The sequence below is a fragment of the Pseudomonas helleri genome (genome assembly GCF_001043025.1).
GTDB classification, from domain to species: Bacteria; Pseudomonadota; Gammaproteobacteria; order Pseudomonadales; family Pseudomonadaceae; genus Aquipseudomonas; species Aquipseudomonas helleri.
In genome coordinates this window covers 46,910-59,433 of sequence record NZ_JYLD01000003.1, presented here as the reverse complement: position 1 = coordinate 59,433, position 12,524 = coordinate 46,910, and the positions used below count along the sequence as shown (strand labels likewise).

Sequence of the window (12,524 nt, the reverse complement as noted above, 5' to 3'; positions counted from 1 at the left end):
TCACAAGAAAGCATCATCAGGGGTTGAGTCATGTTTAATTCGCGTCGTAAAGCCGACCTGCTCGAGAATCAGCGCTTAAGTTGTTCTTTGGAGGACATGAAGGCCAAGGCATTGGCCGTCAGTCGTTCAATGGCCATCATCGAGTTCACCCCTGAAGGGATCATTCTTGAGGCCAATGACAATTTTTGCCGGGCGATGGGTTATACCGTCGACGAGATTCGCGGCAAGCATCACCGGATTTTTTGCGAAGACGCTTACCAGCGCGGCATTGAATACGCGCAATTCTGGAAGAGCCTGGCCAGTGGTGCGCCGCTGAGCGGGACGTTCACCCGGCTCGACAAAGCAGGGCGTGAAATCTGGCTAGAGGCCAGCTACATGCCGATCACCGACGCCAGCGGGCAGGTGCTCAGTGTGATGAAAGTGGCGGCCGACATCACCGACCGGGTCAATAAAGAGCACGAAAACCAGAGCATCGTGAACGCCTTGAGCCGCTCCATGGCCATGATCGAGTTTTCCCCTGATGGCCGGGTTATCAATGCCAATCAGAACTTTCTCAACACCGTGCATTATTCGTTGCAAGAGATCGTAGGCCAGCACCACAGCATGTTCTGCCGCCGCAGCGAAGCCGAGTCCGCGGAGTACAAAGCCTTTTGGGAGTCGCTTAATCGCGGTGAATACCATTCCAGACGTTTCGAACGGGTCGATAAATATGGCCACACGGTTTTTCTGGAGGCTTCCTACAACCCGATATTCGATGCCAAAGGCCGCCTGTATAAAGTGGTGAAGTTTGCCAGCGACATCACCGCACAAGTCAGCAACCTGCAAACCGCCGCTGAATCGGCCCACGCGACATCAGTGCAAAACGACGCCTGTGCGCAGAAAGGTTCGCAAGTGGTTCAACAAACGGTGCAAACCATCGAGGCTATTTCCAAAGACCTCAACGAGGCCGCTAGCAGTATCGATGCGGTGAGCAAGCAGTCGGAAATCATCGGCAAGATCGTCCAGACCATTCGCGGCATTGCCGATCAAACCAACCTGTTGGCACTCAATGCGGCCATTGAAGCGGCCAGGGCCGGTGAGCACGGGCGTGGCTTTGCGGTGGTGGCTGACGAAGTCAGGAGCCTGGCGGCACGCACCAGTGCGGCGACCATTGAGATTGTCGAGGTGGTGCGTAAAAACCATGACCTGTCGTTGAGCGCGGTAAACAGCATGCAATCGAGCTTGAGCCGAACCGGGCTAGGGGTTTCACTGGCCAATGAGGCGGGGGAGGCGATTCTGGAGATCCAGCAGGGCTCCCGGCATGTGGTCGACGCCATCAGCCAGTTCAATTCAACGTTGCAGATCAGTTGAGGCGCGTGCCCGTGGGAACGGGCTTGCTCGTGATTGAATCGGCGTGGTTTAACGGTAAGACCGCGTCGACAGCATCGCGAGCAAGCTCGCTCCCACGATGCCCTTCTGTTACCGGGCTTATGATTCGAGATGTGCGGTCACACCAAGTCGGTTGAGCGCTTCTCAGCAACCTGCTGCTGGGTGGCAGCCTGTTTGATCGCTTCTTTTTGCTGCATGAGCGCGGTGATCTGGTCTGTAATCGCTTGCTGCTTCTCTGGCGGCATGGCTTTAAAGTCGTCTTCCGTCAGGCCCATTTCCTTGAGCAATTGCTCGCGAATCCGTTGCGCCGGTGACTTGCTCATGTAGTCCTTGAACTCGTCGGTGGCCGAGGTCTTGGTCGCCGTGCCTGTGCTTGAAGCGCTGGCCTGCAACATGACTCGGGTTTTGGCGAAGGCCGCGTTGACGTTATCCGCTTGCGCATTGCCGGCCACGGATGCCGGGGTTGCCTGGAGGTTGGTCAGTGGCTGAGCATTCTGCTGGGCCGCGCTGTACAACGCGCTGGCGGCAGCGTTCGCCGGGTCGAGGTCGGTGCGCTGGGTCTTTTGAATTGCAGACGTATGCTGCGTGTTGATCAACATGAATGTGCCCCTCTAAAAGGTGATGACTATTAGCAGGGCAATAACCGTGCCCAGTCGCAAACACCCATTTTTAAAGGGCCGCAGGCTGGGCGAGGGTGGAGTGGGGCAGGGCGAGCGGACAATTCTTGCCGCTCGGCGGCGAACTCAGGTGCTTTCGCGCAGCATCAACTCAAAGCCCATGTCTTGCACCGGCTGTTGCACCTTGTTGCCGGCCATCAATGTGAGCATCTGCTCGGCGGCGCGACGGCCAATGGCTTCTCGAGGCGTACGAATGCTGCTCAGGCGCGGCACCATGAACTCGGAAGAAGGCAGGTCGTTGAAACCCAGAATGGAAATTCGCTCCGGGATTTTAATCCCGATGCGGGCGGCTTCGAGCAAGGCGCCGTGGGCAAGGTCGTCGTTACCAAAAAAGATCGCGTCTACGTGAGGGTGAGTGGCCAGCAGCTGTAAGAACAGCTCGCCGCCCAGGCCCACGGAAGAAGGGCGTGGTGTCAGCACTTCCAGGTCCGGGTTGTACAGCCCGGCCTCCTGCAAGGCGCGACGATAACCTTCGCCGCGTAAGAGCGTGCGCTGGTCGAGTTGTGCACCGATGTAGGCAAGGTGTCGACGCCCGCGTGAGATCAAGTGCTGGGCTGCTGTTTCACCGGCTTTTAACTGCGAGAACCCAACGCAATTAAGGCCTGCACCGGCATCCAGTTCCATCATGTACACACAAGGTGTATTGCTCGCTTCAAGCATGCGCCGTGAGCTTTCAGTGCGGTCAAAGCCGGTCAGCAACAGGCCGCGGGGCTGGTACGCCATGTAGTTGCGCAGCAGGTTTTCTTCTTCCTCGCGGGAGTAGTGATAGTTACCGATCAGCACTTCAAAACCTTTGGGGCGCAAGACCTCGTGGATGGCTTCTAGTGTGTCGATAAACAGCAAGTTGGATAACGAGGGCACCAGCACCACTACCGAGTGGCTTTGCGCCGAGGCCAGTGCCCGAGCGGCAGGGTTGACCACGTAGTTCAGTTCGTCGGCAGCCTGGCGTACTTTTTCGGCCAGCTCTGTGGCCACGCTGCTGATACCGCGCAAGGCGCGGGAGGCGGTAATCGGGCTGACACCCGCCAGTCGGGCGACTTCATTAAGGGTCGGGCGGCCCGTGGTACGGGGGTTTTTATCGTTTTTAGAGGAGGTCATCGGGGCGGCTTGCCAAACAAAAAACAAGTCACTAAGGTAGCGCTGTCCTTGTCTGTCGGCAATTGCCTAATTGTCTGTGGGATTATTCAAGATCTTTGTATGTCGAGAGCGTCACGGCGTCTCCCCATAAAAATGAGAAATAGACGTCGGTAGCCTGGTCTTTGTGCTTTGCTTTCAGCTAGTGAACGCTTTGACTCAGACAGCGCTGTCTACGGACTGAGGTGTTTCATGAACCAACCTATCACTGCCCTGGTCATCATGGGTGTTGCCGGCTGCGGCAAATCCAGTGTGAGCCAGGCGTTGTGCCATCTTAATGGTGCAACGCCGATTGAAGGCGATGCCTTTCACCCGGCGGCCAACATTGAAAAAATGAGCGCCGGCATTCCCCTGACCGATGAAGACCGCTCTGGCTGGCTGGACAGCTTGTGCGATGAACTGCGCACGGCGATTGCCCGTGGCCAGCGCCCGGTGCTGACCTGTTCGGCGCTTAAATTGCGTTACCGCGAGCGTTTGCGTGCCGCCGTTGATGGCCTGGGTTTCGTGTTTCTGGAACTGACGCCGCAAGTGGCCGCTGACCGGGTGGCGCATCGTCCGGGGCACTTTATGCCCAAGACGCTCATCGACAGCCAGTTCGCGGCTCTCGAATCGCCGAGCAAGGAACCCTTGGTGCTGACGCTGAATGCGGCGGCCCTGAACATTGACCAGTTGGCGCTCGCTTCTCATGAGTGGTGGCGTGAACATTCTTTACTGGCAACGTCATGATTTTGTTTCAAAAAGACAGCGCTGTCTGTTTGACCCCAGGCTGTTCATTCGTCGTTGATAACAAAAACAAGGCAGGAGACGCCCCATGCTAGGCATGTCCCAACACACCTTTCTGCTGCTTGATGCAGTGGTGACGATCATCGGGCTGATCGTGCTGATCACTCGGTTCAAAATACATCCCTTTATTGCCCTGATTATCGCGTCGGCCTTTTTGGGCCTGACCACCGGTATGCCGACCGACCAGATCCTCAAGTCGTTCCAGGAAGGTTTTGGTGGGGTACTGGGCTTTGTCGGGATCATTTTGGCGCTGGGCACGATGCTCGGCAAAATGATGGCTGACTCGGGCGGCGCCGATCAGATTGCCCGCACTTTGATCCGTGCCTTCGGCAAGGAGCGGGTGCAGTGGGCGATGATGTTTGCCGCGTTCCTGGTCGGTATTCCGCTGTTTTTCGAGATTGGTTTTGTTTTGCTGATTCCGCTGGTCTTTATCGTGGCGCGGCGTACCGGCGTGTCGCTGATCAAGATTGGTATTCCGTTGCTGGCCGGTTTGTCGGCGGTGCACGGTCTGGTTCCGCCGCACCCTGGCCCGTTGCTGGCGATTGGCGTGTTCGGGGCGGATATCGGTAAAACCATCCTGTACGGTCTGATCGTGGCACTGCCCACAGCGATTATTGCCGGTCCGATTTACGGCACGTTCATCTCCAAATACATCCCCGGCAACCCGTCTCAGGAACTCGTCGACCAACTGGCCAGCGAGCCGGAGTCCAGCAGCCTGCCGAGTTTTGGCATCACCCTGGCCACGGTGCTGTTGCCGGTGTTCCTGATGTTGCTGAAGACATTTGCCGACGTGGCATTGCCCACGGGCAACTTCTTCCGCGGCTGGATGGACATGATCGGCCACCCGATCAGCGCGCTGTTGCTGGCGTTGCTGTTGTCGCTATACACCTTTGGTGCGCGACAGGGGATCGACTCCAAGCGCGTGCTCAAACTGCTCGACGCGAGCCTGGCGCCGACGGCTGCGATCGTGTTCATCATTGGCGCGGGCGGTGGCTTCAAGCAAATGCTGGTGGCCAGCGGCGTGGGTGACGTGATCGGTCACATGGCGGTGCACGCCAACATCTCGCCTATTTTGCTGGCGTGGCTGGTGGCGGCGGTGATTCGTATCGCAACCGGTTCGGCAACCGTGGCGACCATTACCGGGGCGGGGATTGTGTTGCCGGTGGTGGATATGATTCCGGGCGTGAACCGCGAACTGCTGGTGCTGGCAACGGGCGCAGGCTCGTTGATCCTGTCGCACGTCAACGATGCGGGTTTCTGGCTGGTCAAGCAGTACTTCAACATGACCGTGGTTGAGACCTTCAAGACCTGGACCGCGATGGAAACCATCCTTTCGGTTGTCGGCCTGATCTTCATCATGCTGCTGTCGTTGGTGGTTTAAGCGTTGTGAAACTTTGTAGTCGCTGCCGAAGGCTGCGATGGGTTGCGTAGCAACCCTCAAAAGCAGAAGGTCCTTCGGCCCTTATCGCAGCCTGCGGCAGCGACTACAGGTATATGTTTAGCTGGCGCTCAAACCGTCCGCGCGGAACATCGCGCGGATACCGCGCAAGGCTTGGCGAATACGGTCCTGGTTTTCAATCAGGGCGAAGCGCACATGGTCGTCACCATACTCACCAAAGCCTACGCCCGGTGAGACACACACCTTGGCATCGGCCAGCAGTTTCTTGGCAAACTCCAGCGAACCCATCTCGGCGTAAGCCTTGGGGATCTTGGCCCAGACGTACATCGAGGCTTTCGGGTTTTCGACCATCCAGCCCAACTCGTGCAGCCCTTTGACCAACACGTTACGACGCTGGCGGTATTGCTCGGCAATGTCTTTGACGCATTGCTGGTCGCCTTCAAGCGCGGCAATGGCCGCCACTTGCAGCGGGGTGAAGGTGCCGTAGTCGTGGTAGCTCTTGATCCGCGCCAGGGCGCTGACCAGTTCCGGGTTGCCGACCATAAAGCCGATGCGCCAGCCCGCCATGTTGTAGCTTTTTGACAGAGTGAAGAACTCGACGGCGACGTCTTTGGCGCCAGGCACCTGCATGATCGAAGGCGCTTTCCAGCCGTCATAGACGATGTCGGCGTAGGCCAGGTCGTGAACCACCAGCACGTCATACTGCTTGGCCAGGGCCATCACGCGCTCAAAGAAGTCCAGTTCGACGCACTGCGCCGTCGGGTTCGACGGAAAGCCCAGAATCATCATTTTGGGTTTCGGGATCGAGCCGCGGATAGCTTTTTCCAGCTCTGCAAAAAAGTCCACGCCCGGAATCAAAGGCACCGAGCGCACCTGTGCGCCAGCAATCACGGCGCCGTAGATGTGAATCGGGTAGCTGGGGTTCGGCACTAGTACGGTGTCGCCCTGGTCGAGGGTGGCGAGCATCAAGTGCGCCAGGCCTTCTTTGGAACCAATGGTGACGATGGCTTCGCTTTCCGGGTCGATCTCCACGTTGTAGCGATCGGCGTACCAGCGAGAAATAGCCCTGCGCAGTCGTGGGATGCCACGCGAAGTCGAGTAGCCGTGAGTGTCCTCACGCTGTGCGACAGTGCAGAGTTTTTCAACGATATGGGGCGGCGTAGGGCCGTCGGGGTTGCCCATGCTGAAGTCGATGATGTCTTCGCCACGACGTCGGGCGGCCATCTTCAGCTCAGCAGTGATGTTGAACACGTAAGGGGGGAGTCGATCTATGCGCGCAAAGCGGCGCGGCGAACCTTGGTCTGCCATGTATGCCTCTGATACGTAAGCGCCCGGAACCGTCCGAGCGACGTTGACCACTGCGGTGGTCTGCGGCGAGACAATAAACGGCGTAATGGCCTTTTGTCTAGATGTCTGGCGAGAGAATTTTCTGAAAAATAAGGTTTATTTAGGCGTTTTTCCTATTTCCCACTCCGCGTTTTGCTAACGGCTCGTTTCAACGGGGCCGGTCAAGCGGCGGGTTTAGCCTGCAAGGGCGTGAGAGGCAACACTAATCGCCGCTCACCCCGGTAGGCTTCGCCGCGCTCAGACCAGCCCTGACCTAAGTAAAAAGCCAGGGCTGACGTGTTATCGGGGCTCACCGACAACATCAACTGACTGACGTCGGGCCAGTAGTACTGGATGTCCTGCGTGAGCAAGCGCAAACAGATTTTGCCCAGCCCTTGGCCTTGCACTTGCCTGTGTACCTGCAAGGCGTGCAGCGTGGCGCTGCCGGCGTCAGCCCAGTGCGCCAACAGCGGATGCCGCTTAAGCAGCATAAAGGCCACGGGGCGTTCATCGATTAACAGGGCAAAGCCTCTGATCCCCGGATGGCATTGCGCGGGCAATGAGTGCAAGGCGCACGCGATGTCACCACTGAACGGTAACTGTTCTGGCAGAACCTCAATGCCGAGCAGTTGCTCGCGCTGCTCAGCGTTTAGGTCTTCGTAGGGGCAGAGGCGGGTCATGCTAGGCCTCAGGGGGCAGGGAAAGCGGCATGGTAAAGGTGAACGTGGTGCCGTGCAGTTCGTCCGACATCACACTCAAGTGGCCATTGTGAGACAGGGCAATCTGGCTGGCAATGTACAAACCCAGGCCAAGACCGGCTTGCGGCGTGTTGCTGGCAGGGCGCGAGTAAGGCTGAAATAAATGCTGCAGCGCTTTAGCTGGAATCGGCTGGCCCTGGTTGGTCACGCTTAGCGCAAACAGTGCGTTTTGCGTCGTCCCGGTGATGTGCACCGGCCCTGTGGCAGAACCATGGGCGATGGCGTTTGCAAGCAGATTGGAAAGCAACTGAGCCAGGCGGCTGCTGTCACATTCAATGCTTTTTAGCGAGCCGATTGCCGAGTCGATCTGCCGCTCAGGGTAAATATGGCGGACTTCCGAGATCACATGTTCGAGCACTTGCGTGAGGTCCGGGCACGGGCTCAGTAGCACCGGGATTCCGCTGCCGAGCCTTCCACGGGCGAAATCTAGGACATCTTCGACCAACTGCGAGGCGCGCAGGCCACAGGTCTTGATGTGTTGCACGAGATCATGGGTTTGAGGGTTCGGGTACTTGCAGAGCAAGCGATCAGCCGCAGTCGTCATGGCAAACAAAGGGTTGCGCAGGTCATGGCCGAGCACTGCAATAAACTGCTCGCGCAGCTCTGCGTGCTCACGGGCCAGAGCCAGCTCTGATTGCGCCTGTTCCAGGTTTTCTTCGGCTTCGATCTGCAGCGAGAGCAGGCGCGAAAAAGACTCCAGCGTGGCCTGAATTGAGGTGTTTTTGAGGCGCGCGGGTTCAGGGTCCAAGGCGCACAGCGAGCCAAAGAAGCGGCCGTCAGTGCGGTACACCGGTATCGTGAAGTAGCTCTCGAACCGGTAGGTTCTGGGTGTTGGGTGGTCGTGGTACAGCGGGTCTTCGCTGGCTTTGTCGATGAGAATGGGCTGCTGCGAATTCATGCTTTCAAAGCACAGCGTCGTGACCAGATCCAGTTCGCCACCGGGTTTCAAGCCAAACCCCAAGTTGTCGAGCACGGCGCAGGCTGTCCAGCTGTTAGGCGTCACCCGGGCAACGGCAGCAAAGCGCATGCCGGTCATTTCAGTAACTACCTGAAGGATTGCCGGGACTGCGCTGATCCGGTTAATCGTGGCGATATCCGCAGCGGCACTTGGCCTCATAGAAGAGAATCTCGGCTTGAATGTTATAAAAAGGTGATTCTAGCCAGTCTGGGAATACCGGTACAAATTTGTATAAATATTGTATGCATTTGCTCGCCTGACCCCTGTAGGAGCGAGCTTGCCTCGCGATCTTTTAGAAGGTCAAAAGATCGCGAGACAAGCTCGCTCCTACAGGCGATGGACAGCGGGAATCAGGTGTCTTGTTTGTCTTGCAGGACTTCGGCTGTTTTGGCGTCCATGTCTACATCCCACTTCACGCCTTTGGTGTCGCGCAATTCAACTTCATACACCAGCTTGCCGTAGGAATGGTCCAGCTCGGTGTCGAGGATGGTCGCGCCAGGATGTTTGTCCATTGCCGTCTGGTTGAGTTTCTCAAAAGCGGCAATTTCGCCCGACTTGAGCAAGCCCGGAATATGGTCAGGGCGCACATCGGCTTGAGCCAGGCCGGCAGTCAGGGTCAGGGCGGTAGCGGCGAAGATGACGTTAAGTGCTTTCATGGTTAATCCCTCTGGGGTGATCTGTTTAGGTGGGATCAGAGTAACCATGGCAACTTAACTCATCCTTAATTTTGCCCTTTGCCTGAAACCAAAGGTGTGACGTACCCTTTGAGTCATTAGCGTCCCCGTCAGAGGGATGAGCATTCACCTTGTGTGTAAACCATCGTTTCCAGAGAGAGGTTTACCATGCGCATCACTTCGCAACTCATCTGCCAGGCCGCCGACGATCTCCACGGTTTTGTCGGATTCAATCGCAAGACGCAGCAGTACATCGTACGTTTTAGCGAGGACTCATTCGGGATGGATGTTGCCGACGACGCCATCACCCCCACCAGCGAGTTTGTCTGGCAAGCCGTCGGGGCCGACACCATGACCCTCAAGCGCGAGTTGATTCAGTTGTTGCTGGATCAAAATATCGACGATCGCCTGAACATCACAGAACCCTTGCGGGTGTACATGCGGCGCGAAGATGTACCGGAAATTTCAGCGGTGCGTCGCTGCCTCAGCTAAGGCTCGCCCAGCACGGTGTTTGCCAGCAGGTCGCCAGAGCCAATGCTGATTTTATTGCGGCCCGTGTTCTTGGCGATGTACAGCGCCTTGTCGGCCTCGTTGAGCCACATCGAGGCGTCGGTGAAGGCCGCCTGGCATGAGGCCAGCCCGATGCTCAGGCTAAAGCGCAGCTCGGGTGCATCGGGGTAGCGAAAGTCGCAGCAGCGGTGGCGCAGACGCTCCATGATTTCTTGCGTCTGCGCCAGCGAGCGGTTGGGCAAAATCACGCAAAACTCATCGCCGCCATAACGTCCGGCCAGATCTTCTGCGCGCAGGTTTTCCTTGAGTGCAATGCTGAACTGGCGCAGCACGCTGTCGCCGACAATGTGCCCGTAGGTGTCATTGATACGCTTGAAGTGGTCGATATCAATCAGCGCCAGCGTGGCGTCTGCGTGAGTGTGCTTGCAGGTATGGAAGCTGAGTTGCAGCAGGTCTTTCCAGGAGCCGTGATTGAGCAGGCCGGTCAGGCTGTCGGTACGGCTGAGGGCGCTGAAGGCGCGCTTGTGCGCGGCCAGGGTGGTAGCCATTCGATAACTGATCATGCCCACGGTAAACGGGTAGAGGATCAGAATGGGCAGGCACGCATAGAGTTGTATCGATGTGGTCTCAGGGTTGAAGGCAATCCCGAACATCAGCCATGAGATGACAATGCCCACGCATTGCGCTACGAGCCCGCGGAGCAGCATTTTTGCACCGCCGACCGCCACGTTGTTCATGGTCATCATCGACACAATAATGATGGCCGGCAGAGGATTGAACTGCAGGGTGGCAGCCCAAAAGCCGCCCAACACAGAATCCATCAATATGTTGCGGCGTTCAGCACGATACGGGTATGGCGAGCGGGAAGAGCGCAAGTAGGCCAGTTGTGGCCAGGCAAAACCCGAGGCGAAGAACAATACCCAGACCCAGGTGGGCATGTTCAATGGGTACAGAGCAGGCATCACGCACAGGCAACCAATTCCCAGGCCAAAGGTTCGCGGCACATAAATGCGCCGTGAAAATGACAAACCTTTACCTCTTTGAGTGTTCATAGGTATCTGCGCAAGGTGTTGAGGCACGGAATGCCACACCCGCTCGTTAAACACAGACGTGTCGGTTTAACGTGCAGGTAATGTCGATCATCGATGCTGGCATTCTGCCTGAGCTTTAAGGGGAATAACCTTAAAACTAACACTTGGATGTTAGAAAATGACGATTGACCTTCTACCGCCCAAAAAACCAGCGTAATAATTGCACTTTGTCTTCTGGAGTCTTTGAAGCATGCCAATCGAGTCTTCGACAAAGGCTGAGCTTAAGCCTGCCGAGCAGCATCAAGGTAAGTTTCGAAATCAGGGTGTCAGGCCCGCCGCAAGCCTGGGCAAAACCTTGGGCATTTTTTGGAAGATGCTGTTCCAAAAACCTTCAAACACTCGGCCCGCCGCAGCGATCCCGGTCACCCCGTTGAGCCGCGAAGCGTTGGATAAAGCGCCTGACTTCAGTGTGTTCCGGCTGGGGCACTCCACCTTGTTGCTCAAGCTCAAGGGCAAATTCTGGCTGACCGACCCTGTGTATGCCGAGCGTGCTTCGCCGTTTCAGTGGGCGGGGCCCAAGCGTTTTCATGCACCGCCGATCACCCTGGATGAACTGCCACCGTTGCAAGGCGTAATCCTGTCGCATAACCACTACGATCACCTTGACCAGAAAACCGTGCTGCAACTGGCGGCCAAGACCGAGCAATTTTTGGCCCCGCTAGGGGTGGGCGACCTGCTGATCAAGTGGGGCGTGCCTGCAAACAAAGTACAGCAACTGGATTGGTGGCAAGAAACACAACGTGACGGCATTCGATTTATCGCCACGCCGTGCCAGCATTTTTCGGGTCGAGGGTTGTTTGACCACAACGAGACCCTGTGGGTGTCGTGGGTCATGATTATTGATGACGTGCGGATTTTCTTCAGTGGCGACTCAGGTTACTTCGACGGTTTTAAACTGATCGGTGAGCAGTTTGGCCCCTTTGACCTGACCCTCATGGAAACGGGGGCCTACAACGTTGACTGGCCCGATGTGCATATGCAGCCTGAACACAGCCTGCAAGCCCATATCGACTTGAAAGGCCGATGGTTGCTGCCTATTCACAACGGCACCTTTGATTTGGCCTTTCATGCCTGGTACGAACCGTTTGAGCGCATTGTGGCGTTGGCAGCAGAACGTAATGTGCTTATCTCGACGCCTGCCATGGGTGAAGCCTTTAACCTGATGCAACCCCACAAAGGCCGCGCCTGGTGGCTTGGCGTGCAAGCCACCGGCGAGGTGGCGGCCAAACAGGCCAGCCTCTGAGGTGCGCGCGGTTTACTCGATCAGGGCAAAGTCCTCCCGGCCCATTGGGTCGGGCGTGGTGCCGCGAAAGTTACTGGCCCAACTTGGCGCAAAGCCCGGGAAAAACACCAGGCCTTCGGCTTCAAGGGAGTAAGCCAGGGCCAGGAGAGTGACATCGCGCACCCGTTCGGAGGCTTCAAACCGTTGAATGGCCGGCACCGAGACCTTTGACTTGTCGCTCAGTTGCTCAAGGCTCCAGCCGAGCAGTTCCCGGGCTTGCGCACAGTGCAGCGGGGTGAATTGGTTGATGATGATGCGTTCAAACGTGTTGCGCATGGCTGAGTTGGGCATGGGGAGATCTCCAGGGCTGAGTCAGTGCTTGAAAATATACTGTGTTTTTATACAGTTGTTTTCGAGGTCGATCAAACTCATTTTTTGAATCAGTGCGGTCGCAGAGAACCCGTGATTCAAGCCCGTTTGCGCGGTAAGCAACGGTCGAAAACTTCGATATAAACCATTCTGCGCAGCCAGCGTTGCCTCGCAAGGCTCTTCAACAACGACAGGGCGGGCGATGTTTTTGTAGGAGCGAGCTTGCCTCGCGATCTTTTGATCTGGCCTTGAGGT

13 protein-coding genes and 1 pseudogene are annotated in these 12,524 nt (G+C 57.0%); 6 read left to right on the top strand and 8 right to left on the bottom strand.

The window, feature by feature from the left end:
- Nucleotides 1–30: 30 nt before the first annotated feature.
- Nucleotides 31–798, top strand: a pseudogene (locus TU84_RS26730) (PAS domain-containing protein); the annotation flags it as partial.
- Nucleotides 778–1,350 carry a methyl-accepting chemotaxis protein gene (locus TU84_RS26725; RefSeq protein WP_241486389.1) on the top strand — a complete coding sequence of 191 codons (573 nt, stop codon included), beginning with the start codon at nucleotides 778–780 and terminating at the stop codon, nucleotides 1,348–1,350. The pseudogene TU84_RS26730 and the gene TU84_RS26725, both read left to right, overlap by 21 nt.
- A gap of 137 nt (nucleotides 1,351–1,487) precedes the next feature.
- On the opposite strand, the gene TU84_RS05710 is transcribed toward TU84_RS26725, so the two are convergent.
- Together TU84_RS05710 and gntR are read right to left on the bottom strand one after the other, a co-directional pair.
- Nucleotides 1,488–1,967: a hypothetical protein gene (locus TU84_RS05710; protein ID WP_048367909.1), complete on the bottom strand. Its 480-nt coding sequence runs from the start codon at nucleotides 1,965–1,967 to the stop codon at nucleotides 1,488–1,490.
- A gap of 144 nt (nucleotides 1,968–2,111) precedes the next feature.
- A complete protein-coding gene (gntR, locus tag TU84_RS05705) occupies nucleotides 2,112–3,143 on the bottom strand; it encodes an HTH-type transcriptional regulator GntR (protein WP_048368456.1) in 1,032 nt (343 codons plus the stop codon).
- A 228-nt stretch (nucleotides 3,144–3,371) separates the two neighbouring features.
- On the opposite strand from gntR, the gene TU84_RS05700 reads away from it, so the two are divergent.
- Both TU84_RS05700 and TU84_RS05695 read left to right on the top strand, forming a co-directional pair.
- Nucleotides 3,372–3,905, top strand: a complete 534-nt coding sequence (locus TU84_RS05700; protein ID WP_048367908.1) for a gluconokinase — start codon at nucleotides 3,372–3,374, stop codon at nucleotides 3,903–3,905.
- Between the two features lie 85 nt (nucleotides 3,906–3,990).
- Nucleotides 3,991–5,343: a GntP family permease gene (locus tag TU84_RS05695; protein ID WP_048367906.1), complete on the top strand. Its 1,353-nt coding sequence runs from the start codon at nucleotides 3,991–3,993 to the stop codon at nucleotides 5,341–5,343.
- Between the two features lie 117 nt (nucleotides 5,344–5,460).
- Here TU84_RS05695 and alaC read toward each other — a convergent pair whose 3' ends face one another.
- The 4 genes from alaC to TU84_RS05675 form a co-directional block, all read right to left on the bottom strand.
- Nucleotides 5,461–6,669 (bottom strand): alanine transaminase, encoded by a 1,209-nt coding sequence (gene alaC, locus TU84_RS05690; protein WP_048367904.1) that lies wholly within the window; start codon nucleotides 6,667–6,669, stop codon nucleotides 5,461–5,463.
- Nucleotides 6,670–6,869: 200 nt separating this feature from the next.
- Complete coding sequence (locus TU84_RS05685; protein WP_048367903.1) at nucleotides 6,870–7,367, bottom strand: GNAT family N-acetyltransferase; 498 nt, start codon at nucleotides 7,365–7,367, stop codon at nucleotides 6,870–6,872.
- Between the two features lies 1 nt (nucleotide 7,368).
- On the bottom strand, nucleotides 7,369–8,562 hold the full coding sequence (locus TU84_RS05680; RefSeq protein ID WP_048367901.1) for a GAF domain-containing sensor histidine kinase: 1,194 nt from the start codon (nucleotides 8,560–8,562) through the stop codon (nucleotides 7,369–7,371).
- Between the two features lie 191 nt (nucleotides 8,563–8,753).
- Nucleotides 8,754–9,059 (bottom strand): PepSY domain-containing protein, encoded by a 306-nt coding sequence (locus TU84_RS05675; protein ID WP_048367899.1) that lies wholly within the window; start codon nucleotides 9,057–9,059, stop codon nucleotides 8,754–8,756.
- A gap of 186 nt (nucleotides 9,060–9,245) precedes the next feature.
- Between TU84_RS05675 and TU84_RS05670 the strand changes: the two genes are divergently transcribed.
- Nucleotides 9,246–9,569, top strand: a complete 324-nt coding sequence (locus tag TU84_RS05670) for a DUF2025 family protein (RefSeq protein ID WP_048367896.1) — start codon at nucleotides 9,246–9,248, stop codon at nucleotides 9,567–9,569.
- On the opposite strand, the gene TU84_RS05665 is transcribed toward TU84_RS05670, so the two are convergent.
- Entirely contained in the window at nucleotides 9,566–10,639 is a 1,074-nt protein-coding gene (locus TU84_RS05665) for a diguanylate cyclase (RefSeq protein ID WP_048367894.1), read from the bottom strand. The genes TU84_RS05670 and TU84_RS05665 overlap by 4 nt on opposite strands.
- 229 nt (nucleotides 10,640–10,868) lie before the next feature.
- Between TU84_RS05665 and TU84_RS05660 the strand changes: the two genes are divergently transcribed.
- Nucleotides 10,869–11,921: an MBL fold metallo-hydrolase gene (locus tag TU84_RS05660; protein ID WP_048367893.1), complete on the top strand. Its 1,053-nt coding sequence runs from the start codon at nucleotides 10,869–10,871 to the stop codon at nucleotides 11,919–11,921.
- Between the two features lie 12 nt (nucleotides 11,922–11,933).
- Here TU84_RS05660 and TU84_RS05655 read toward each other — a convergent pair whose 3' ends face one another.
- On the bottom strand, nucleotides 11,934–12,251 hold the full coding sequence (locus TU84_RS05655) for a helix-turn-helix domain-containing protein (protein ID WP_048367892.1): 318 nt from the start codon (nucleotides 12,249–12,251) through the stop codon (nucleotides 11,934–11,936).
- Between the last annotated feature and the right edge of the window lie 273 nt (nucleotides 12,252–12,524).